Origin of the sequence: Belliella filtrata, from assembly GCF_022549775.1 — a bacterium.
Lineage (GTDB): Bacteria > Bacteroidota > Bacteroidia > Cytophagales > Cyclobacteriaceae > Belliella > Belliella filtrata.
In genome coordinates this window covers 1-22,203 of the sequence record NZ_JAKZGP010000013.1, presented here as the reverse complement: position 1 = coordinate 22,203, position 22,203 = coordinate 1, and the positions used below count along the sequence as shown (strand labels likewise).

At 39.6% G+C, this 22,203-nt stretch carries 19 protein-coding genes and 1 tRNA gene; 18 read left to right on the top strand and 2 right to left on the bottom strand.

What is annotated here, in order from left to right; translation table 11 throughout:
* The first annotated feature begins 17 nt into the window (after positions 1–17).
* The 9 genes from MM239_RS07225 (at position 18) to MM239_RS07185 (ending at position 13,109) form a co-directional block, all read left to right on the top strand.
* Complete coding sequence (locus tag MM239_RS07225; protein WP_241347529.1) at positions 18–1,034, top strand: NAD-dependent epimerase/dehydratase family protein; 1,017 nt, start codon at positions 18–20, stop codon at positions 1,032–1,034.
* Positions 1,034–2,098: a dihydrodipicolinate synthase family protein gene (locus MM239_RS07220; protein WP_241347528.1), complete on the top strand. Its 1,065-nt coding sequence runs from the start codon at positions 1,034–1,036 to the stop codon at positions 2,096–2,098. The genes MM239_RS07225 and MM239_RS07220 overlap by 1 nt, the downstream gene beginning before the upstream one ends.
* A complete protein-coding gene (locus MM239_RS07215; protein WP_241347527.1) occupies positions 2,085–4,073 on the top strand; it encodes a WD40 repeat domain-containing protein in 1,989 nt (662 codons plus the stop codon). The genes MM239_RS07220 and MM239_RS07215 overlap by 14 nt, the downstream gene beginning before the upstream one ends.
* 33 nt (positions 4,074–4,106) lie before the next feature.
* On the top strand, positions 4,107–5,390 hold the full coding sequence (locus tag MM239_RS07210; protein ID WP_241347526.1) for a glycoside hydrolase family 88 protein: 1,284 nt from the start codon (positions 4,107–4,109) through the stop codon (positions 5,388–5,390).
* Between the two features lie 196 nt (positions 5,391–5,586).
* Positions 5,587–6,201 (top strand): RNA polymerase sigma factor, encoded by a 615-nt coding sequence (locus tag MM239_RS07205; protein WP_241347525.1) that lies wholly within the window; start codon positions 5,587–5,589, stop codon positions 6,199–6,201.
* Between the two features lie 44 nt (positions 6,202–6,245).
* Positions 6,246–7,175 carry a FecR family protein gene (locus MM239_RS07200; protein ID WP_241347524.1) on the top strand — a complete coding sequence of 310 codons (930 nt, stop codon included), beginning with the start codon at positions 6,246–6,248 and terminating at the stop codon, positions 7,173–7,175.
* 97 nt (positions 7,176–7,272) lie between these two features.
* Entirely contained in the window at positions 7,273–10,590 is a 3,318-nt protein-coding gene (locus MM239_RS07195) for a SusC/RagA family TonB-linked outer membrane protein (RefSeq protein WP_241347523.1), read from the top strand.
* A 12-nt stretch (positions 10,591–10,602) separates the two neighbouring features.
* Positions 10,603–12,171, top strand: coding sequence for a RagB/SusD family nutrient uptake outer membrane protein (locus tag MM239_RS07190; RefSeq protein ID WP_241347522.1), 1,569 nt, complete (start codon positions 10,603–10,605; stop codon positions 12,169–12,171).
* A gap of 38 nt (positions 12,172–12,209) precedes the next feature.
* Positions 12,210–13,109 (top strand): metallophosphoesterase, encoded by a 900-nt coding sequence (locus tag MM239_RS07185; RefSeq protein WP_241347521.1) that lies wholly within the window; start codon positions 12,210–12,212, stop codon positions 13,107–13,109.
* A 5-nt stretch (positions 13,110–13,114) separates the two neighbouring features.
* Here the strand turns inward: MM239_RS07185 and ruvC are convergent, their stop codons facing one another.
* A complete protein-coding gene (gene ruvC, locus MM239_RS07180; protein ID WP_241347520.1) occupies positions 13,115–13,693 on the bottom strand; it encodes a crossover junction endodeoxyribonuclease RuvC in 579 nt (192 codons plus the stop codon).
* Positions 13,694–13,714: 21 nt separating this feature from the next.
* On the opposite strand from ruvC, the gene MM239_RS07175 reads away from it, so the two are divergent.
* The 8 genes from MM239_RS07175 to MM239_RS07140 all read left to right on the top strand — a co-directional run bounded on the left by MM239_RS07175 (position 13,715) and on the right by MM239_RS07140 (position 20,324).
* Complete coding sequence (locus MM239_RS07175; RefSeq protein ID WP_241347519.1) at positions 13,715–14,827, top strand: glycosyltransferase; 1,113 nt, start codon at positions 13,715–13,717, stop codon at positions 14,825–14,827.
* 76 nt (positions 14,828–14,903) lie between these two features.
* A complete protein-coding gene (locus MM239_RS07170) occupies positions 14,904–15,155 on the top strand; it encodes a hypothetical protein (protein WP_241347518.1) in 252 nt (83 codons plus the stop codon).
* A gap of 12 nt (positions 15,156–15,167) precedes the next feature.
* On the top strand, positions 15,168–16,379 hold the full coding sequence (locus MM239_RS07165) for a GAF domain-containing SpoIIE family protein phosphatase (RefSeq protein ID WP_241347586.1): 1,212 nt from the start codon (positions 15,168–15,170) through the stop codon (positions 16,377–16,379).
* Positions 16,380–16,382: 3 nt separating this feature from the next.
* A complete protein-coding gene (locus MM239_RS07160; RefSeq protein ID WP_241347517.1) occupies positions 16,383–17,009 on the top strand; it encodes a polysaccharide deacetylase family protein in 627 nt (208 codons plus the stop codon).
* On the top strand, positions 17,006–18,154 hold the full coding sequence (locus tag MM239_RS07155) for a glycosyltransferase (protein ID WP_241347516.1): 1,149 nt from the start codon (positions 17,006–17,008) through the stop codon (positions 18,152–18,154). The genes MM239_RS07160 and MM239_RS07155 overlap by 4 nt, the downstream gene beginning before the upstream one ends.
* A gap of 60 nt (positions 18,155–18,214) precedes the next feature.
* Positions 18,215–19,000 carry a TatD family hydrolase gene (locus MM239_RS07150; RefSeq protein WP_241347515.1) on the top strand — a complete coding sequence of 262 codons (786 nt, stop codon included), beginning with the start codon at positions 18,215–18,217 and terminating at the stop codon, positions 18,998–19,000.
* Positions 18,997–20,076, top strand: a complete 1,080-nt coding sequence (locus MM239_RS07145; protein WP_241347514.1) for an asparaginase — start codon at positions 18,997–18,999, stop codon at positions 20,074–20,076. The genes MM239_RS07150 and MM239_RS07145 overlap by 4 nt, the downstream gene beginning before the upstream one ends.
* A gap of 161 nt (positions 20,077–20,237) precedes the next feature.
* A tRNA-Ser gene (locus MM239_RS07140) sits at positions 20,238–20,324 on the top strand.
* Positions 20,325–20,561: 237 nt separating this feature from the next.
* On the opposite strand, the gene MM239_RS07135 is transcribed toward MM239_RS07140, so the two are convergent.
* Positions 20,562–21,080: a hypothetical protein gene (locus MM239_RS07135; RefSeq protein ID WP_241347513.1), complete on the bottom strand. Its 519-nt coding sequence runs from the start codon at positions 21,078–21,080 to the stop codon at positions 20,562–20,564.
* Positions 21,081–21,965: 885 nt separating this feature from the next.
* On the opposite strand from MM239_RS07135, the gene MM239_RS07130 reads away from it, so the two are divergent.
* Positions 21,966–22,203: hypothetical protein (locus MM239_RS07130; RefSeq protein ID WP_241347512.1), on the top strand; the 238-nt coding region annotated here is incomplete at its 3' end.

Genomic DNA, 22,203 nt, shown 5'->3' with positions numbered 1-22,203 from the left:
AAATGAAAATATAAAATATGAAAGATTTAAAAACATTGGAGCAAGAGATGACGATGCCATCTGAGGCCTTGATTCATGATATGGCTAAGATCGAAGGTGATATCTTGCTTCTTGGTATTGGAGGAAAAATGGGGCCGAGTATGGGCAAGCTTGCAGTAGACGCTTGCAAAGCAGCAGGTATAGAGAAAAGAATCATTGGGGCATCAAGGTTTTCTGACCAAAATGCGAAAAGGGCACTTGAAGATGTTGGTATAGAGACGATTGTGTGTGATCTCCTTGATGATGAAAAGCTACAAAATCTACCTGATGTGAAGAATGTCATCTATTTGGCAGGAAATAAGTTTGGAACTACTGGCAATGAAGGGTTTACTTGGGCCATGAATGCCTATTTGCCAGGAAGGGTAGCAGAGAAATTCAAGAATTCAAATTTAGTCGTCTTCTCTTCAGGTAATGTGCTCCCTTTTGTTCCTGTGACATCTGGAGGAGCTTCCGAGGAGACTACCCCCGATCCCATAGGTGAATATGCTCAATCATGCCTTGGTAGAGAGAGGGTATTTGAATATTTCGCAAAGAAAAACAAAACTAAAACACTGATATATAGACTCAATTACGCCGTGGATTTCAGGTATGGTGTGATGATGGAAATTGCCAAGTCGGTATTGAATGAAAACCCTATAGATCTTCGTACAGAAAATGTAAACGTCATCTGGCAGCATGATGCCAATGAAATCGCTATCAGGTCCTTGTTGCACGCTGAAGCTCCCGCAAAAATACTCAATGTGACAGGCCCTGAGATACTATCGATCAGGTGGATTGCAAATAGATTCGGAGAATTGTTTGGTAAAATTCCACAGTTTGTCAATGAACCTACGGGTACTGCTTTGCTCAATAATGCTTCTGAAAGCCATCGCATTTTTGGCTATCCGAAAGTCTCTGTCAGAGAAATCATTGATGTCACAGCGGCATGGATGCTGCAAGGCGGTGATGAATTTGGTAAATCAACACATTTTCAAGAAAGAGGAGGTAAATTCTAATGACACATTTAAGCGAAAAGTTAAAGACACATTTACATCAAGGGACAGTTATACCTGCTCACCCTTTGGCATTGCGAGCTGATAGGTCTTTGGACGAGGCAAAACAGCGGCAATTGACAAGGTATTATATTTCCTCTGGAGCAGGAGGTATTGCTGTAGGAGTTCATTCGACGCAATTTGAGATTAGAGATCCAAAGATCAATCTATTTGAAACTGTCCTCAGATTGGCTTCAAAGGAAGTAGAAAAGCAGCATTTGGACAGGCCTTTTTTGAAAATTGCAGGAATCTGTGGCCCTACAGATCAGGCCATAGCTGAGGCGAGATTGGCTTCGGAGTATGGTTATGATATGGGTTTGCTAAGTATGGGCGGTTTACAAGGATGGTCAGAGTCTGAAATTCTTGAACACGTAAGAAAAGTTGCCGAAATCATCCCTGTTTTTGGTTTCTACTTACAGCCTTCAGTTGGAGGTAGAATTTTCAGCTTTAATTTTTGGTCAAGATTCGCCGAAATCCCCAATGTGGAAGCAATCAAATGCGCATCTTTCAATAGGTACCAAACCTTGGATGTCATGCGGGCAGTAGCCACAAGCAGCCGCAAGGATGAGATTGCCATGTACACTGGAAATGATGACAATATTGTAGCTGACCTCTTGACCAAATATAGTTTCAATGTCAATGGCCAAACCTATGAAAAGGAATTTGTTGGAGGATTGCTTGGCCACTGGGCTGTTTGGACACAGAAGGCTGTAGCGCTTTTGGATGAAATCAAATCTTTCAAATCCTCAAGTGATGGAGAAGGCTACCAAAAACTGTTGACAAAAGGCATCGCAATTACAGATGTCAATGCAGCGATGTTTGATCCTGCAAATAGCTTCCATGGATGTATTCCAGGTATTCACGAGATTTTGAGAAGACAAGGATTATTGGAAGGTATTTGGTGCTTGAACCCCAAAGAAGTTCTTTCTCCAGGTCAAAAAGAGGAGTTAGACAGGGTATATGAAAGCTATCCAGAACTGAATGATGATGATTTTGTCAATTCTTTTTTTGAAAATGATAAAGCATAATGCGATGATTTTAACTCGGGTAATTTCCATTTTCTTGCTCAATTGTATCGCCATCGGTACCCTACAGGCACAAGAAGTGAAATCTGCTGAATTTGTCAATCATGGAGTCCAATTGACCGCCTCTATGATTCAAGGTAGTTTGTTTGTCGATGATAAAAATGGCAATACATTAATTTATACGGTAGTCAGAGGAGAACCAGCACATCTTTTGGCTTTTGATGTGGCATCAAAGAAGCTGGTGTTGGATGTTCCTTTGCCAAAAGCTGACGGGGTGTGGGACCTTACCCAATCAACTGATGGTGATCTGTATATTCCTGGAGCAAATGGAAGTCTATTCAAACATACGCCCGGTACTCAGGAAATCGAAGACCTGGGCATTGTATTAGAAGGTGAGACCTATCTGTGGAATTTGACTTCTGGTTTTGACCGAGAAGTTTTTGGAGCGACTTATCCTGGGTGTAGGATTTTCAGGTATCATCCTGATCATGGATTTTCAGATATTGGAAATGGACCAATCGTGGAAGGGGAGAATTATGTTAGAAGCTTGGCATTTCATCATAGAACAGGGCTCTTGTATGCAGGAATTGGTTCGCGTGCGCATCTGATTGAGATAGATCCAAAGACAGGTAGCAAGAAGAGTTTGCTTCCAGAGAAATATCAAGACAAAGAGTTTGTCTATTCCCTTGAAATCATTCCAGGTAAAAATGGCGAAGATAGACTTTTTGCACTGCTCACAGCGGGTAGCGAGACGCTAATTTACAACCTGAAAACTAAGGTGTTTGAGCAGGAAATCACAGGGATGGATATGAAAGCTATAACCTCAGATAAGACAGGAAAGCAAGTATATCTGACTTCCAAAGGCAATATTTTGGCTTTTGATCCAAAGAAAAACTTTAGGAAAAGTAAAGTGATTTTGAAAGAATCAGGAACTTCCAATGCATTTTTGCATAAAGAGAACGGAGATCTTCTGATGTTAAGCTCAGGTGGAAACCTGATCGAATACAACTTCAAAGCAAAGACTGAAAAAAGCACAAAACTGGCAATCCCTGGGCAGCCTATTCCCATCAATGCGATCACCTTTGGTCCTGATGGAAAGGTGTGGACGGGGGGATATTTGGCAGGTGGGCATGCATCTTTTGATCCTACTACAGGAATTCACCAAGAGCATAAGGGCTTAGATCAAACAGAAGGAATGGCTGTTTTTGAAGATAAAATCTATATTGGGATTTATCCTAAAGGGAAATTTTATGTCTTGGATACCAAAAATGAATGGAGTATAGCAGACAGCAATCCAAAAGCTCTGGGTCAGATAGATGGTCAAAGTAGGTCTTTTGCCTTAGCGGCAATTCCTGAATTAAGAAAAATGGCATTTGGGATGATTCCAGAGTATGGCAAGCTAGGAGGTGCTTTGGTGATTTATGATATTGATTCAGAAGAATTGAAGACTTTTGAGCAGCCTGTACCAAGACAAGGTATTTCGAGCTTGATTTTTAACAAAGGTGCTTTAATCGGAGGTACAACCATTTCTGGAGGATTGGGAAAAATGCCAGAAACCAAGGAAGCAAAATTGTTTGTGTGGGATTTGGACAGAATGGAAGTGGTGGAAGAATTAGTTCCTGTAGCTGGAGCTTCTGCGGTCACAGGGATGATCGAAGGGCCAGACGGGAATATCTGGGGTATGGCAGATGGTACGCTATTTATCTTTGATGTTGAGAGCAACAGCTTGATTTCCACACATAAGCTTTATGATTTTCCGGAGTTCAAAAGTCATATTTGGAGAAGTGCATTTTTGGTATTGCACCCAGATGGAAACATCTATGGGACTGATAACCGGATGCTTTTCAAAATTGATCCATCGTCCAAGGCTGTTACTAAAATTGCAGAAGATACGGGGCTATTGGTGATGGGAGATGATGGGACATTGTTCTTCAGAAAAGCGACCGAGCTTTGGTCATACAAGCCAAAGTCCAATTGATCAATCATGTGTTTACGATGAAAATTAAAAAAAATGAAAGCTTTCAATACTAAAATCTCTATTTTCCTCCTTTTTGGATTGGTTTTTCAACTTTTTTTTGCCTGTTCTGAAAAAGTCCAAGAAGAGACCGCATCTGAAGTTCCAAGTGTCGATTTTGTAAATCAAAGTTTTGAAGCTGCAAAGCCACTTTATGTTAATTTGCTCAAAGAAACTGAAGGAAACTTCGAGGACTACCCTCATGCTGTAAATGCTGATGGCAGCATCAAATATTTGCAAATCGATGAATGGACAGGTGGTTTTTGGCCTGGGATACTTTGGTATATGTATGAATACACGGGGGATGAGCAATGGAAAAATGCCGCTTTGGATTGGACTCATTCATTGGAATCTAACCAATTCAATACAAGTCATCATGACATTGGTTTCATGATGTTTTGTAGCTATGGCAATGCTTTGAGGTTTGAGAAAAATAAAGCGTATGATCAAATACTGATTGAGTCAGCAAAGTCATTATTGAAAAGATATTCCCCGATAGTTGGAAGCATCCAATCTTGGAACAAGAGAAAATCAAAGGGAGAGATCAACACTTGGGAATTTCCTGTCATTATGGATAACATGATGAACTTGGAATTGCTTTGCTATGTAACTGAGATTACTGGAGATTCTACATATTATGATGTAGCTGTAAAGCATGCTACCCAAACGATGAGAAATCATATCAGGGAAGATTTCAGCACCTACCATGTGGTCAATTATGATCCTAAAAATGGAGAAGTTCTTCATCAGCAGACATTACAAGGGTTCTCTGATAATTCTACTTGGGCAAGAGGACAGGCATGGGGAATTTATGGTTTTACGACCATGTACCGCGCTACCCAAGACAAGCAGTTTTTGGAAACTGCTATTGGTTTGGCAGATTTCTTTCTTGATCACCCGAAATTGCCTGAAGATTTTATCCCTGTTTGGGATTTCAATGTAGGAGAAGATGGTTTTGTTCCTGATTGGCATTTTGATCCATCACTATTTGACAAGCAGCCAAGGGATGCATCAGCTGCTGCCATCACGGCTTCAGCTTTATTAGCATTGTCGACTTATGTTGATGGTGAGCAAAAGCAGAAGTATTTTGATGCAGCAGAAAATATGTTGAAATCTTTAAGTTCAGATACATACCTGAATTCAGGTGAGGCCAATCCATATTTTCTGTTAAAGCACAGCACAGGGAACCTGCCTAGTGGCAATGAAGTAGATGTTCCCCTAATTTATGCAGACTATTATTTCTTGGAAGCTTTGTTAAGGTATAAGAAAATGAAAGGGTAGGAACACTGTTCTTGGTTTGTTTGAGGTATACTAATAGCTTGAGAGGGTAATCTTCTCAAGCTATTATCGAATAGGTGTTAATGCCAAACGCTGCTTTGTTATAAGTATATTAATTTTATATTATTCCCAGTTCAACATTTTGTTGTATCGCTTTGAGTGGTTATCGTGAGATGTAATTAAGTCTAACTTTGTACTCATGGAAATACTTCTCAAATACCACTCGGAGGCGACATTGATCGATGCTTTTCGTTCAGGGGATAAGGAGGCATTTTCAATGATTTTTGATAGGCACTGGGAGGAACTGATCAAATATGCCAACAATACGCTGGAAAATCAGGATGATGCTGAAGACTTGGTTCAGGAGCTTTTTTTAAATTTATGGGAAAAACATCAATCCTTCCCGGCTCTTCAAAATGACCTCAGATCATACCTCTTTGCTTCATTAAGAAAAAAAATCTTGAAACTTTTTAGAGATCAAGGCATCAAAAGAAAGCATCTTGACTACTTGATTTCTTCCTACGATCGAGCTGAAAATCCCGTAAAGGACCTGATGTATGATGAGTTGATCCATGTTATAAAATCAAAATTATCTTCACTTCCACTCAAAGAACAGCAAGTATTTATTTTGCATGAACTTGAAGGTTATAGTACCCGAGAGATTTCAGAAATGCATCAAGTATCAGAGCAGACCGTGAGAAATCAAGCGGCTACTGCAAATAAAAAGCTCTCCCCTTTTCTTACTAGATTATTAACATCCTGTTACCAAATTAGCTTCATTGCTAAGTTTGTGTTAATTCAGATTTTTGGATAGTTAGAAAGGCGATCCAAAGGAACTTCTATACAAACGAAGGAACTTTGGAAAAGAAAAAACTCTCAAAACTCATCGATCGCTATATCTCGGGAGAAGCGACTGTAGCCGAACAAAAAATAGTAAATGATTGGCTTGATGCTATTGGTGATCAGTCAGGTCAGCCTATTGAACTGTCTAGAGCTAGAAAAAGCTTAGCAAAACGACGTTTGCTTGATCAAGTGAATCATAGGAAAGTCAAAAGATTCCCTAGCAGAAACTGGAAAATCGCCGCAGCTATTATTCCACTTGTGGGCCTGGGTTTAGTGTTCTGGTTGATGGTGTTTTTTAATACTCCTAGTGCTGGCTTAATGGCAAGTACAGGAGTTGGAGAGTTTAGAGAATTGACGCTTTCAGATGGGACTATCGTTACCTTGAAGCCAAACTCCAAGCTGTATTACCCCAAAGCGTTTGGTGAATCTAGAGAAGTCAAACTTGAGGGCAATGCTTTTTTTGAAGTTTTCAAAGATCCTACAAAACCGTTTTCGATACAGTTTGAAGAAACATCCATAGAAGTGCTTGGAACATCCTTCGAAATCATTGGCTATAAAGAATCACGCGAACAGCAAGTGACTGTGGTGAGTGGATTGGTATCTGTGAAATACAGAGGACAAGCAGAATCATTTTTGACTAAGTCGGATCAATGGAAGGTCAATAAACAGACAGGAGAAATCAGTAAGAGAAAAGTAGCGGAGATCGATGGACTTGATCAGGCTCGAGCAATCTTCGAAGAAGCCAGTATGTATCAAGTCGCAACAATACTATCAAACTATTTTGGGCTTGAAATCAAATTTTCTACAGAAGTAGATATGAGTCTTTCGGCAAATTTAGATGCCACATTACACAAAGAAGTAGTGATGCAAGCAATAGGGGAGCTCTTGAAAAATCATCAATACGAATTAATCAAAACCAGTGCTGATCAATATGTCGTTCGGTAAATCGATACCCGCGCCAACGGGTACCGATCAACAGGCTACCGCCAATGACTTGAAGTCAAGCAGATAAACCAATTTATACGCTTTAAATACGAAAGTAATGAAAAAAAACAAAAGGCGAAAATCAGCCTTCAAAGCAGTTTGGATGAGGTTGCTCGTAGGGGTATTCCTTTACAGTGCAAGTTTGAATCATCCCAGTTATGGTCAATTGGCCATGGCACGACTAGATAGCCAAGAGGTGGCACTAGTGGAAGTTCTTAAAATGCTTCAGAAAGAGCATAATTTGAACTTGGTCTATAATGCAAGTGAGCTAAAAGGTATTCAAATCAAAAATCAGCAATTTCATGGAAAAAAATTACAAGAGGTAATCTTAGAAATAGAAAAAAATCATCAAGTAAAGATAGTAGAAAAGGGAGGGGTTCATTTGGTACAGAGAGTCACAACTACTAGAGTACCAACATCACCTTCACCAAGTGCCCAGGTCAGAAAAGTCGAGGTTAAGGGGCAAGTGATAGATGCAGAGACTGATGAGCCACTGTTTGGGGCGACCATTCAAGTGAAAAACAAGAACACAGGTCAGATCAGTGATATGGATGGGAATTTCAGGTTTTCGGGTCTGGAAGAAACTGATGTATTGGTGATTTCAATGTTGGGATATGAGTCTATGGAATTGGTGTTGGGCAACAAAACTGACATCCTTATTCGGTTGAAAAGTACAGAAAATGTCTTGGAAGAAGCCGTTGTGATTGGTTATGGGGAAGTAAGTAGGGAGAAACTTACCAGTTCAGTGACCAGTGTATCTCCAAAAGAATTCAATAGAGGTGTACTTGCTTCACCAGAGCAACTTCTTCAAGGAAAAGTTGCAGGCCTTGTGATCAGTAGAGATGGAAATCCGAATGGTGGAGCGAATATCGTGCTTCGCGGAGCATCCACATTGCGTGAAGGAGCGGCTCAGCAGCCATTTTATGTGATAGATGGCGTGCCAGGAGCTTCGATCAACCTGGTCGCTCCTGATAATATCGTGTCTATCGAAGTGCTCAAGGATGCTTCTGCTACGGCAATTTATGGGAGTAGGGCAGCCAATGGGGTGATTATGGTCACTACCAGAAAAGCCCAACCTACATATGGTTTTAGCTATCATGCTTACGCTGGTTTAGAAAATGCCTCAAATTCACTTAGAATGATGACTGGAGATGAGTTACGAGGTTATCTTGCACGAAATGAGCAGCGACTCTTTCCAAATGACAATGACTTCATTGTCAATCAAGGAGATACAACATTTGTCAATACCAACTGGCAAGATGTCGTAACCAGACAAGGGGTAAGTCAGAATCATACCCTAAGCTATGGTGGGGGTACTGAACGTGCCACTTTCAATGCCAGTGTGAATTACTTCAATCAAGAAGGTATCATAAGGGGATCAGGCAGAGAAAGGGTGATAGCTCAATTCTCTTTAGATCAGAAAGGTTTCAATGATAAGTTTAAGCTAAACTTTCAATTGACCAACTCACTTGACAATCAAAAGCTTGTCAGAGAGGAAGTATACCGACAGATGATTTCTTACCTTCCTACAGTCAATGTATATGATACAGATGGTAGCTTCAAGGAAAACACAATAGATCATACCTCCAACTATTTCAACCCGCTTGGAATCATAGCGTTGAATCAAGATGAAAGGCAGAATAATACGCTTCTTGGTTTTATATCAGCAAAATTTGATGTTACTAAGAATTTCAATGTCAATGTTTTAGGGTCTTATCAATTGGAGAAGTTTGAGGGTAAGCAATACCAAAATAGTGCCTCTATCTTACCGATCAATTATGAAGGTACTTCCTATTCTGGTCTACAAGCGGGCGGTGTCGCTAAGCGCTTCAGTGTGCAGAATACAAGGAAAGTGCTTGAGACATTTTTCGATTACACTCCGATCAATACCATGTCTCATGAATTGAAAATATTAGGAGGGTATTCATGGCAAAATGACGTGAACAATGATGGCTTTCAATCTACCAACACAGGTTTTGTGTCAGATGTGACTGGTGCTGAAAATTTGGGACTTGGCTCTAGCAATATCCGGGTAGATTATGGTGGCTTTAGTCAAGTACCATTGAGGATCATTTCCTTTTATTCAAGATTGAACTATTCCTTTTTGGATAAATACTTGTTGCAAGTATCCATGCGTAGAGATGGATCTTCAGCATTTAGTGAGCAAAATAGGTGGGGGAACTTCCCGGCGGCATCTTTCGGCTGGCTTATGCACGAAGAAGGATTCCTTTCCAATCAAAGCACTTTTCAACAACTAAAACTTAGAGCTGGATACGGTGTGACGGGTAACTCACTTGGTTTTGATCCTTTGTTGACAGTATTCAGGTTTGGAAGCTCTGGGATGTATTACAACAATGGGGTATATGAACAAGCGATGGGGTCAGTGGCCAATGTTAACGATGATTTAAGATGGGAAAAGACATCCATGCTCAATTTAGGTCTTGATTTCAGCATGTTCAAAGGTAAAATCAGCGGTACAGTCGAATGGTATAATAAGTACACTTCAGACCTTATCTTTTACTATCCTGTATCTACTACGCTATTTGTGCACCCTACTATGACAGCCAATGTTGGAGAGATTTCTAATAAAGGTGTGGAATTTACTCTACAAGCCAATTTGATGCAAAAAGGTAAGTTTGGATGGGATGTGACTGGAAATATAGCGCATAATAGAAACAGGGTGGAGAAGCTTTCAAATTTCGAGTATCAGCTTGACTCCATACCTACTGCCGGAGGATCTGGTGCTGGTGTAAGTGGGGTCAATACCCAATTGATCAAGGAAGGTTATCCCATTGGATTGTTCAACTTATACCATTGGGCAGGAAGAAATGAGAACGGCGTCTCAACATTCTTTACTCCAGACGGTGGAGTGACTGCTGCACCTAGATTTCCAGCAGATGCTGTGCTTATGGGCCATGCACAACCCAAGTTCACTTACGGATTAGGTAATAACTTCCATTATGGTAACTGGTCTTTGAACGTCTTTATCAGAGGAGTATATGGGAATCAAATCCTGAATTCAACTCGTGCAGTGCTCAGCAGTGTAAGTCAAGCTTACCTGAGAAACATTCCACTTTCTGCTGCCGATGAACCTATGACGGATGTCAACAACAATTTTTATTCAGACAGGTACTTAGAGTCGGGTTCATTTCTAAGAGTAGATAATGCTACCCTTGCTTACAACTTCCCATTGGTGAATCGCAGCCATGTCAAAAACTTAAATGTCTACCTGACAGGTAACAACCTGTTTGTCTTTACCAAATATTCAGGCATTGATCCTGAAGTAAACCTCGGTGGATTGACTCCAGGGTTTGATAATAATAATTTCTATCCTAGAACCCGAGGATTCATGCTTGGGATGACTTTAGACTTCTAAAATTAACAGAACATGAAAAAACTATTTTATACAATACTATCATTAGCTGTGATCTCATGTACAGATTTGGATGTGCCAATCGAGTCCAGTTATACATCTGATGTTTTTCCTAAAACAGAAGCTGAATTTGCTTCTGTGACAGGGCCAGTGTATGTGCAAATGAGAAACAACATTGCACTAGACTACTACTATTTGCAAGAATTGTCTACAGATGAAGCTGTTCTGACAGCTAGAGGAGCTGATTATTATGATGGCGGGCGATACATTCAGCTCAATCTTCATACTTGGGATGAGACACATCCACATATCGCTACTACATGGACATGGGCTTATAGGGGAGTAAGCTTGTGTGGAGAGATACTTGCAGCCTTGGAGCCAGCACCTGAAAGTGAAACAAAGGAAAGGACTTTGGCCGAAATCCGAACCATGCGTGCATTGTACTATTTCTTCGCACTTGACCTCTTCGGGAATGTTCCTATCAGTCCTGCATATGGGAATTTGGAGCTTCCTTCCAATAGCAGTAGTGGAGAGGTATACAACTTCTTAGTCAATGAAATCAATGATGCTTTACCCTATTTGTCCAAAGAAATTGGGACGGTGACTTATGGTAAGCCTACTTTCTGGATGGCGCATGCCTTGCTAGCCAAATTACATATGAGTGCAGAGATTTACGCTGGAACTCCTAAGTATCAAGAAGCCCTTGAATCGATCAACTTGATCATGAATGCAACTAGCAATGGTGGAAATCGATCTTTTGAACTAGAGGCAGATTTTATGGGGATGTTTGATGTAGCTAATGGCCCACAGGTTAGAGAGATAATCTTTGCTATTCCATTTGATCAAAACTTTGGTGCCAATGGAATGAGATTGGGTAGGTTTCCGCTACACCCACTTTCAAGGGTGAACTATGGCTTGCCTACTACGATTAGTGTGGGCAACTGTCAACATACTTGGGCTGATTTTTACTACTTGTTTGAAGAGGATCTAAATGATGTTAGAAATCAAATATGGCTTGCTGGTCCTCAATTCTATAATGACGGAAGCCCAATGATGGATGGGGCTTATCATGTCAATCATGACCCGGAGATAGCTTTTGTGAATGTAGAGACCTTTGATAGAGGTAGGTCGCCACAGCAGATAGCACAAGGAGCTAGAAATGTAAAATATACCCCAGATGGCACATGGACATCAAGCCGAGACTCAAGAAATGATTTCGTTCTCTTCAGGTACGCTGATTTTGTGCTCTTGAAAGCAGAAGCTATCTTAAGAGGGGCGGCAGATCCAATGGGACAAAGTGCTTTAGAATTAGTCAATCAGGTTAGATCGATAAGAAATGCAAGCCCTTATACCTCAATAGACCTATCTACTTTGCTAGATGAACGTGGCAGAGAAATGGCAGGTGAAACATGGAGGAGAAATGATTTGATTAGGTTTGGTACTTATGAATCAGCATGGGGAAGGGATGCTGCTACAGGCTTGCCCGTCAAAACAAACCAAGAAACCTACAGGAGATTTTATCCTATTCCACAAGGGGAATTGGCTACAAATCCAAGATTGGTTCAGAATCCAGGATATAGGTAGGTATGAGGTTTATTTATTTAGTATTCATAATACCATTTATGGCTTTGGGACTGGAAGTTCAGTCCCAGACCATTGATCCTGCGGATCGATCTGGGAAATTTATCGTGATAGGAGATTGGGGAAGAAATGGTGACGATCATCAGCTAGAGGTGGCAGACCAGCTTCTTCATCAGGTAATCAAATATAAGCCCGGGTTTATCATTTCTACTGGGGATAATTTTTATCCAAATGGGGTAAGAAGTGTGCAAGATCCCTTGTGGAAGTATTCCTTCGAAGAAATATATAAAAGTTACCATTTGCAGATCGATTGGTATGCCATCTTGGGAAATCATGATTATCTAGGTGATCCTGATGCTCAGGTCGAGTACAGCAAGCTCTCGCGCAGATGGAACATGCCAGGGCGATATTTTGCAAAAACTATCGGTGTGAGAGGTTCGGAAAAGAAAGCACTTTTCCTATTTATAGATACCAATAGTCTTATCCCACAGTTTTATGATAATCCCACTTATGGGCCGAATGTAGCTAAAACGGATACATTAGCTCAAAAGAAATGGATGAAGGAGATGCTGACAAGCAAGGATGAGGAAATCGGCTGGAAGATCGTAGTGGGACATCACCCGATGTACACGGGAGGAAGGACAGAGGGCTATGATACCATTGCAATTAGAAAATCTCTCGAAGCTTATTTTAAGGAATTAGGAGTTGACCTGTATATCAGTGGGCATGACCATAGTTTGCAATACCTCGAAAAGGATGGAATTCGTCAGATCATATCAGGCTCCGCATCTGAAGTGACTCCGAGCAAGACCTTGCCATATACCAAGTTTACAGCATCTGAAGCAGGCTTTATGTTATTTGCTTTGGATGCGGATAAAATACAGTTTGATGTTATCAACAAGCAAGGCAGGACAATCTATCATGGTGAAATAGAAAAGTGACCTGGCTAATTGCCTTTCACTCGGTCTGGGTTTTCTTCTAAGAAGGACTTCCATCCCGCATTTCTCCCACGACTTTGAATTCTTCCTTCATGGAAATGATGACATATTGCCACTGCCAAAGCATCTGTAGCATCCAGAAGCTTTGGCAGTTCTTTGATGCCTAATAAAGTCTTGAGCATTTCGGCAACTTGCTCTTTAGAGGCATTTCCATTTCCAGTTACAGATTGTTTTACTTTTTTTGGAGCGTATTCTGTAATGGGGATTTCTCTGGCAAGTGCTGCAGCCATAGCTACCCCTTGTGCTCTGCCAAGCTTGAGCATGGATTGGATATTTTCTCCATAAAAAGGAGCTTCAAGAGCGACAGTGTCTGGATGGAACTCATCTATGATGCCAGTGACCCTTTCGAAGATTTTTTTGAGCTTTAGCTCATGCGTTGTGTATTTTTTGAGATGAATCACTCCAAACTGAATAAGACTGTACTTGTTGCCCACGACCAGGATCAATCCATAGCCCATGACATTGGTTCCAGGATCTATTCCTAATATTATTTTTTCCTTTGGCGCTTTTTTCTCTATTTTACTCATCTCCGCAATTTACGCTTATTCATGATAACATTATTCCTTTTTCTTGGGATTGTTTATGCCACATTGATGATCCTATTGGGTCTTTTATGGCAAGGAAATACATCATTTGCTAAGACTGAAGGGTGTGATTATCAAGCGACGATGTTGGTTCCCTTTCGCAATGAAGAGGGTAACTTGCGACTGATTTTTGAATCTGTAGAGCGGCAGATTATCAGGCCGATGGAGGTGATTTGGATCGATGATCATAGTGAAGATAGATCGATTGCATTGCTTGAAGATTTGATTAAAAATAGCACCTATACATCTCAGCATATACTTTTGAGGTCTTCTCATCAAGGCAAAAAGGCGGCCATAGAAGCGGCAGTGAACCAGGCCAAAGGGGACTTGATATTTACCACAGATGCAGATTGTGAAGTTACTCCATTGTGGATCATGAGTATGCTAGAAAAGTTCTCTGATCCAAAAGTGATGCTAGTCGCAGGTCCAGTGATGAATAAGCAAAAAGTTGGATTTTTTGATGCTTTTCAACAGCTTGATTGGGCAAGTATTATTTTGGTTTCCCATACAGCTATCCGATTGAAAAGGCCTTTGATGTGTAGCGGAGCCAATTTGGCGTATAGGAAAAGTGCGTTTGTGGAAGTTTCAGGATATGAGGGAAATAGGAGCTTGCTTAGTGGTGATGATGAGTTTTTACTCAAAAAAATTGCACAGAAGTATGGGAGTGAGGCTATAGCATACGAGAGATCAAACTCATCCTTGGTAGTCACAAATTCACATGGTGATTGGGGTACAATGCTTTCGCAGCGGGTTCGCTGGGCATCAAAGTGGCGAGGACATGATTTTGTTCACGGTATTTTTTCATTGGTTCCATTTTGCTTTCAGCTTTTTTGGATTTTCACCATTGCATTTCCAGTTTTGCATGGTTTTGAGGGTTTATTGCTACTGATTTTCCTTTGGTTTTCTAAGTGTGTAGTGGAGGGATTTGTGCTTGGAAAAGTTTGTAGTCATTTCAATGTATTTCCCACCTGGCAGCATAGGATATTGACAAGTATGATACATCCTTTTTATGTGATTGTGGTTGGAATATGGAGTATAAGAGGCAGGTACAAATGGAAAGGAAGGGTAAGTTTTTGAGTATATACTCTTAAATATTCCAAAAATCCTGTATAGTCTATCAAAAAACCATAATTTTACTTTAAAATTATAACCAATGACTACCAAAGAATTTGATTTGTTAGATGAGCTGTACTTTGTACAGCACTACAACTACTTGAAAGATGCATTGGATTGGGAGGATGATGTACTTTTGTCTACCTTGCAGTCTCTGTATGATCAAGGCTATATCAAGTGTCTTGCAAGTCCAGATGAAGAGGTTTTTAATGATGTAGACTTGCCAAATCAAGGTGTGGATTACTATTACCTCGCTACCAAAAAAGGGCTAATGGATCATAATACCATTTAATAAGAATCCGTGTTGACGACAGAAACAGTAAAATATCAAAGGAAGGAATTAGAGCTAAAGGCACTGCTTGAAATCACCCAGGCAATCAATGAAAACAAACCTTCATCAGTATTGCTTAATATCTTCAAGTTTACTTGTTTAGTTCACCTCAATATTCGCTCTATCGTGCTGTATGTGATCAGCCAAGAAGGCTATAATCTCAGCATCATTCACGGTATCAAATCCAAGGTGCCAGAGCTGATACCTTTGGACAAGATTCAAGATGATAAGTCTCAAGGATCACTCAATATTGTGGTTGATGAAGGATACTCTTTCGATGAATTGGCGACATACTTGCCCGTGTATCACAAAGACAAAATGCTTGCCGTACTTTTTCTGAAAAGAAAAGATGAAGAAGCTGAATTGGACTTGGATTTTACCCAAGCACTTGCCAACATCCTGGTGGTGGCATTAGAAAATAAAAGGTTTGCTAAGCGCCAACTTGAACAAGAGCGCCTCAAAAAAGAAGTTGAAATCGCATCAAATGTACAAAAGATGCTTTTTCCAGCTGTTCTTCCTCAAGATGGGAAATTGAAAGCCAAGGTGACATACATTCCGCATTCTACAGTAGGAGGAGATTACTATGACCTGATCTGGAAGTCTGAAGAGGAGGTATTTTTCTGTATCGCGGACGTCTCAGGTAAAGGTATGCCCGCTGCTTTGCTCATGTCCAATTTTCAGGCGGCACTTAGGACCTTACTGCGAAGTACGTCTGATCTCAAAATGATCGTCGAGCAATTGAACTTCACTATCTTTGACAATACGAAAGGAGAGCGATTTATTACCTTTTTCTTAGGGCACTACAATTACAAAGAAAGATCGCTAAGCTATGTCAATGCAGGGCATAATTCTCCTGTCCTGTGTTGGGAAGCAGAGATGAGGAGTGAATTGCTACAAGCTGGCACGACTATACTTGGGGCTTTTGAAGAATTACCATTTTTGGAGGTTGGGAAAAGGGAGCATCTCAAGGGATTCAATATTCACCTGTATACCGATGGCTTGACAGAGAGTTTTAACCTGGAGGGAGAAGAATATGGAGATGAGCGATTTGAAAAATACATCAAAACCAAATTGTGTGAAGATCCTGATGTTTTTCATGAAGGATTTTTCAAAGAACTTGATGCTTTTTCCAACGGGAATGGTAAGACTGATGATATCACATTGCTTAGCTTAAGATTCCAATAAACTATGGTCATACACCATGTTCCAAGCATAATACCTAGGTTGTTCAAGGGTTTCACTTGGAACAAATCTAGGGATGTCAATAAAATCTATTTGACTTTTGATGATGGGCCAGTTCCAGGAGTGACAGATTATGTGTTGGACATGCTTAAGTCCTTTGAAATGAAGGCTACATTTTTCATGGTTGGAGATAACATCCGCAAGTATCCTCAACTAGCACAGCGTGTACTAAATGAAGGACATGCAGTAGGTAATCACACTTTTCATCACCTCAATGGTTTCAAAACCAAGGATGAGCTTTACTTGGCAGATATTCAAAAATGTCACGAAATCATTTCATCTATATTGGGGATTGATGTACGTTGCTTTAGGCCACCCTATGGGAGATTGAAGAAAAGCCAGTATGAAAAAATCAAATCCGAAATGGAGCTAGTAATGTGGGATGTCCTATCTGGAGACTATGATAAGGATCAATCTAGCGATACCTGCTTGGTAAAAACGAAGAAATATACTCGAAATGGCTCAGTGATTGTATTTCATGATCAACCAAAGGCTTTTCCGATTCTACAACAAGTTTTGGGACCATATTTGGAGTTTGTCAAACAAAATCATTTCCAAACTGACACCCTATGACACTTGTGGCTATCGAAATTATAGGGGTGATGTTAGTATTAACTCAGCTTTTGTTTCTGATCATTTTGTGGAGTACAAATTTCCGTGGCTACCCGGCGAAACTTCATGAAACATGGCCAAAAGTCACCATACTCATGGTAGCGCGCAATGAATCAAAAATTTTACAAGCTTGCTTGCATGCTTTTGAAAAAATAGACTATCCCAGCGACCAACTTGAAATTATTTTAGCTGATGATCACAGTGAGGATAATACTGGAGAAATTCTTAAGCAATGGATTGATGGTAAGCCTTATGCACAGTTGGTAAGCATAGAATCTTACATAGAAAATAAGGCTGTCAATGGCAAAGCAAATGCTTTAGCTCAAATGATACCGAATGCTTCAGGAGAATACCTGCTTTTTACAGATGCAGATTGTATTGTACCAGGGTCGTGGGTGAAAAGTATGGTAAATGCTGCCACTATAGAAGGGGATGATAAAGTCAAAAAGCGATTTAAAAAGCAAAAACCACGAGGGCTAGTAACTGGAATTACTCAGGTAGAAGGATTGGGGTTTTTGGCGAAGATGCAAAATATAGATTGGTTATTTACCCTTGGAATGGTCAAGGTACTATCAGACACTGGTCAGCAGGTGACTACCATGGGCAATAACATGCTTATTTCTAAAGAGGCTTATTTGTCAGTAGGTGGGTTCGGTGAAGTAGGTTTTTCGATGACGGAAGATTTTCAAATAGCCAAGGCAATACATGCAAAGGGTTTTGAGGCAATTCATTTGGTGAGCCAAGAAAATATGGTCACAACCCAGGCAGAGCGTAGTTTTGCAGCTTTATTGATGCAGCGCAAAAGGTGGATGTATGGAGCTATGAGGCTACCTTTCAAATTGAAATTACTGCTGGCATTGCAAGCGCTTTTTCTTCCTCTTGTTATTCTTTTACTAATCAATTATGTGTTTTTAGGCTGGCTGTTTTGGTTTGCCAAATGGTGCATGCAATCCTTTTTTATTATCCTTATCCAAAGAAAGCTAGGGCAGAAGGTAAGTTTGCTCAACTTAATCTTATTTGAAATATATTATCTTTTTACAGCATGGGCGACGATAGTTTGTTATTTTTGGCCCTCGAATACTACTTGGAAAGGTAGAAGGTATTGATCACTTTACCTGAGTGCTACAGGCAAGTGAAGGTTTTGCATTTATTTATTAACTTACATCATGGATTCAAATCAATTTTCCGACACGCATGCTCATATCTATTCAGAAAAATATGATTCAGATCGGGAAGATGTAATTCGGAGGACATTTGAAGCTGGAGTTTCCAAGATCTACATGCCCAATGTCGATGTGACAACCATAGATGCCATGCTTGAAGTAGAAGCAAATCATCCCACTCAATGCCTACCCATGATGGGACTACATCCATGTGATGTGAAGAAAGACTTTGAAAAGGAGCTCTATGTAATGGAAGATTGGATTTCAAAGCGTGAATTTGCTGGGATAGGAGAGACAGGGCTAGACTTGTATTGGGACAAGACTTATTTCGAGCAACAAAAAGAGGCTTTAAAGATCCAGATTCAATGGGCAAAAGATAAAAAATGGCCATTGATATTGCATTGTAGAGAGTCAATGGATGAAACAATTTCCTTGATTCAAGAAGCCAAAGATGCGAACTTAAAAGGGATCTTTCATTGTTTCACAGGATCAGTAGCCCAAGCCAAGCAGATCACAGACCTTGGCTTCCTGCTGGGAATCGGAGGTGTGTCTACCTATAAAAATGGAGGGCTGGATCAAGTACTTCGGGAGATAGGTTTAGAAAACCTCGTCCTCGAAACTGATGGGCCATATTTGGCTCCAGTGCCTCATAGAGGAAAACGAAATTCTCCAGAATATATTCCAGTAATCGCACAGCGGGTGGCAGACCTCTGTGAGACGACATTAGAAGAAGTATCAAAAATTACCCAATATAACACCCAAAATATCTTTCATAGTTTTCAGCCATGAATTACAAAATCGTAAGACTCAATACAGCAGCAAAAAGTGAAATAACATCTTCAGTATTGATTATATACACCGGGGGAACGCTAGGCATGGCCTATGATGATAGCGGCTCCCTGGTTCCATTTAATTTTGGACAAATCCTGGAAAAGATTCCTACGCTGACCAGCATGAATGCTGCCATTACAGTGATCTCGTTTCCCGAACCTATAGACTCTTCCAATGTGAATATGCAGCACTGGGCTGATATGGCTTATATCATTTATGAAAATTATGATAGCTATGATGGCTTTGTGGTACTTCATGGAACAGATACCATGGCCTATTCAGCGTCTATGCTTAGCTATATGCTCAAAGGACTCAGCAAGCCTGTGATTTTTACAGGTGCTCAGCTTCCAATATCAGCGATGCGATCAGATGCAAGGGAGAATTTGATGACTTCTCTGGAAATTGCTACTGCCAAAGCCAATGGAAAACCAGTTGTGCCAGAAGTTTGTATTTTTTTCAATCATATGCTGCTCAGAGGAAATAGGTCAAAGAAAGTACAGAGTGTGCATTTCGATGCTTTTGAATCTGAAAATTATCCTCCATTGGCAGAGTCTGGCATTGTGATAGATTATAACTATGCAGCTATCAAGCCTTTTGAAGAAGGAAGGAAGTTGAAATATTTCAATAGGCTAGATAATAGGGTGATGATTTTGAAGTTGTTCCCTGGTATTACTGAGAAGCTTATGGATAGCTGCTTTGCCACCGATGGGCTCAAAGGTGTGGTTTTAGAAACTTACGGATCAGGAAATAGTCCAAGTGAACCATGGTTTATCGCCTCTTTGGAGCGGGCAGTAAAGCAGGGATTGATTATCCTTAACGTATCTCAGTGTAATGGTGGTCGGGTGATTCAAGGAAGGTACGAGACGAGTAAGGATTTGAAACGTATAGGTGTACTAAGTGGAGGGGATATTACTACAGAAGCAGCAGTGACCAAGTTGATGTTTTTGCTAGCCAATGAGCCAAGTGACCACGATATCAGAAGAAAGCTGATCACGCCAATAGCAGGAGAGATGTCCTTGACCACGCAGTCTTAAAGGTGTTTTTGATTTAAGTAGCTTGATGTTAGAAGTTTAGGTTCTTTGCTGTTTTCTAGTCTTTCTGTTTCCCCTGGAGAAGGGGGAGTGATTGGCTAGAAAAAGTGTTTAAAGCTTGTTTGGGCAAGAATTTATAATTTTCTTTGCACTCCAATTCAACTAGAGAGGTGTCCGAGTGGTTGAAGGAGCACGCCTGGAAAGCGTGTATACCCGTGAGGGTATCGAGGGTTCGAATCCCTTCCTCTCTGCATATGAACCCTGTAATTAGCTTTAAAACAGTTAGTTACAGGGTTTTTTCTTTTCCTTAGTCACAAATAAGTCACAAGGTTATTAGTACTTTTAGCTTGATTAAATTATTTTTCAGATAGTATATATTTATATAGATTTTTAATAAATATCTAGTAAAAATTGGGTTTTCTTGATCCTGATCTCCCTTAAAAATAGAAAAGCCAACTAGTGATAGTTGGTTTTTCTTGTTGGTGTCTTTACGCTTCTTTAGCTTTCGCAGCTTCGATTTCAGTCTCAATTTTAGCAATTGCACTTTTTACAGTAGGTGATGTTATACCCAATTCTTTAGCTATTTTAGAGTTGTTCCAGCCTTCTTTTGTGCTTTGTTGATGTATTGTTCTCTTTGTGACTAAAGAGTAAACAGGGGCTGCTTTTGTACCTTCCACGAGTGCTTGTGCATTTGAGATGTCTTTCTTTGCTGCTTCAATTCTACAACTAGGTTTCAGTATGTTAGTTAAGAAATCAATGATTCCCTGATAATCCTGTGCTGCTTGTAGTTTATTAATCTCTGGGTCAATTGTAGCAATCTTTAATTCACTGATACTTACAATAATACCACCTTGATTAATCAAATGCCCCCAAAGTTCAGGTTTTGAGAACGGATAGAGTAATTCACTACCATTTAGTTTAAAAGCTTTTTCCTCGCCAATAAGATAAGGAGCATTTACATCTTTAGACGGTTGGAATTGATTGTTTGATTCTGTTATATTAAACATAGTTTGATAAGATTTTGCAGTTTAAACTGCATATTAAAAATCATCTAGTTGATTACCACCTTGGTAATCCTATTCTTATCTATGTGTCTCTGTACATTAAAGCCTTATTTGACTTTCAATGTGATACAAAAGTAGTATGATTCAGAATTGAATTCCAAATTTTACAAGCTATTATTTTCCCGCTTCCTTATAATAAACTGATTATCAATTACAAAATATTAATCAGTCAAAAAGCTATCAAACAATATAATACCTTGCTTTTTCTTTAATTACCTTTAATAAATTGTGTATTGCCTTTAATAAAATACAAGTAGTATGAATTGGGATTAAGATCCCACTTAAGCAGCAGAACTGGGTAAATAAGTTAAGTATGAATGGATATTTTTTGATTAAGGGGTACGGGGGTTGAATATTGGATTAAAGATATGTTTAGTACCATTTACCCCTACCCCAAACACACTATGCCAATTTTTTAAGAAATACCCCTATTAAACTAGTAGGAAATTAAGCTTTTTAGACAATGATACCACAGGAAATAAAGAAACATCAGGGTACTTACAGAGCGAACAGAGATAAAAACAAAGATGTAGAATTTGATAAGGTAGATTTTAAGAATGTTAACTTAGGATTTTAGAAACTAATTCTTAAATTAGTGTAAAGTTTACTAAAAACTATAACTAAACGCCAAATGGCTATAAGTTAATTATGGATATCTTTTTAAGATAAAAGCAATTATAAACTTTGTAGTGAAATTCAGTAATCATTAGGATTCAATAAATCAAGGCAATAGGCTAGTGATACCAGACCAGTAATAAAATGACATTTAAAGGAATTAGTAATTAATCCCTTTTCCAATAAAATCAGAAATACTGTAAAAAAGAAAATATGAAAGAAGAATTTCAAGAGTTTACAAATAAACTCGTTGATGAACAAAAAGCTATACTTGACCAAAAACCACATACAGGAACTATAGCCAATATGTCAGAAAGATTAACACTTTTTCAAATTAGTATAAAAATACTCAATGAAAAACTTACTGATAAAGCCAATGAATTTCTCAGTAACACTGAGCATGTCTATGAAAATAGTGAAAATTTAAAGGATGAGTTGCAATCTGTAGCTA

What these genes read in the sequence shown, in the direction of transcription:
- MM239_RS07225 (WP_241347529.1), top strand. Translation starts at nt 18, where the DNA reads ATGAAAGATTTAAAAACATTGGAGCAAGAGATGACGATGCCATCTGAG.
- MM239_RS07220 (WP_241347528.1), top strand. Translation starts at nt 1,034, where the DNA reads ATGACACATTTAAGCGAAAAGTTAAAGACACATTTACATCAAGGGACA.
- MM239_RS07215 (WP_241347527.1), top strand. Translation starts at nt 2,085, where the DNA reads ATGATAAAGCATAATGCGATGATTTTAACTCGGGTAATTTCCATTTTC.
- MM239_RS07210 (WP_241347526.1), top strand. Translation starts at nt 4,107, where the DNA reads ATGAAAGCTTTCAATACTAAAATCTCTATTTTCCTCCTTTTTGGATTG.
- MM239_RS07205 (WP_241347525.1), top strand. Translation starts at nt 5,587, where the DNA reads ATGGAAATACTTCTCAAATACCACTCGGAGGCGACATTGATCGATGCT.
- MM239_RS07195 (WP_241347523.1), top strand. Translation starts at nt 7,273, where the DNA reads ATGAAAAAAAACAAAAGGCGAAAATCAGCCTTCAAAGCAGTTTGGATG.
- MM239_RS07190 (WP_241347522.1), top strand. Translation starts at nt 10,603, where the DNA reads ATGAAAAAACTATTTTATACAATACTATCATTAGCTGTGATCTCATGT.
- MM239_RS07185 (WP_241347521.1), top strand. Translation starts at nt 12,210, where the DNA reads ATGGCTTTGGGACTGGAAGTTCAGTCCCAGACCATTGATCCTGCGGAT.
- ruvC (WP_241347520.1), bottom strand. Translation starts at nt 13,693, where the DNA reads ATGAGTAAAATAGAGAAAAAAGCGCCAAAGGAAAAAATAATATTAGGA.
- MM239_RS07175 (WP_241347519.1), top strand. Translation starts at nt 13,715, where the DNA reads ATGATAACATTATTCCTTTTTCTTGGGATTGTTTATGCCACATTGATG.
- MM239_RS07170 (WP_241347518.1), top strand. Translation starts at nt 14,904, where the DNA reads ATGACTACCAAAGAATTTGATTTGTTAGATGAGCTGTACTTTGTACAG.
- MM239_RS07160 (WP_241347517.1), top strand. Translation starts at nt 16,383, where the DNA reads ATGGTCATACACCATGTTCCAAGCATAATACCTAGGTTGTTCAAGGGT.
- MM239_RS07155 (WP_241347516.1), top strand. Translation starts at nt 17,006, where the DNA reads ATGACACTTGTGGCTATCGAAATTATAGGGGTGATGTTAGTATTAACT.
- MM239_RS07150 (WP_241347515.1), top strand. Translation starts at nt 18,215, where the DNA reads ATGGATTCAAATCAATTTTCCGACACGCATGCTCATATCTATTCAGAA.
- MM239_RS07145 (WP_241347514.1), top strand. Translation starts at nt 18,997, where the DNA reads ATGAATTACAAAATCGTAAGACTCAATACAGCAGCAAAAAGTGAAATA.
- MM239_RS07135 (WP_241347513.1), bottom strand. Translation starts at nt 21,080, where the DNA reads ATGTTTAATATAACAGAATCAAACAATCAATTCCAACCGTCTAAAGAT.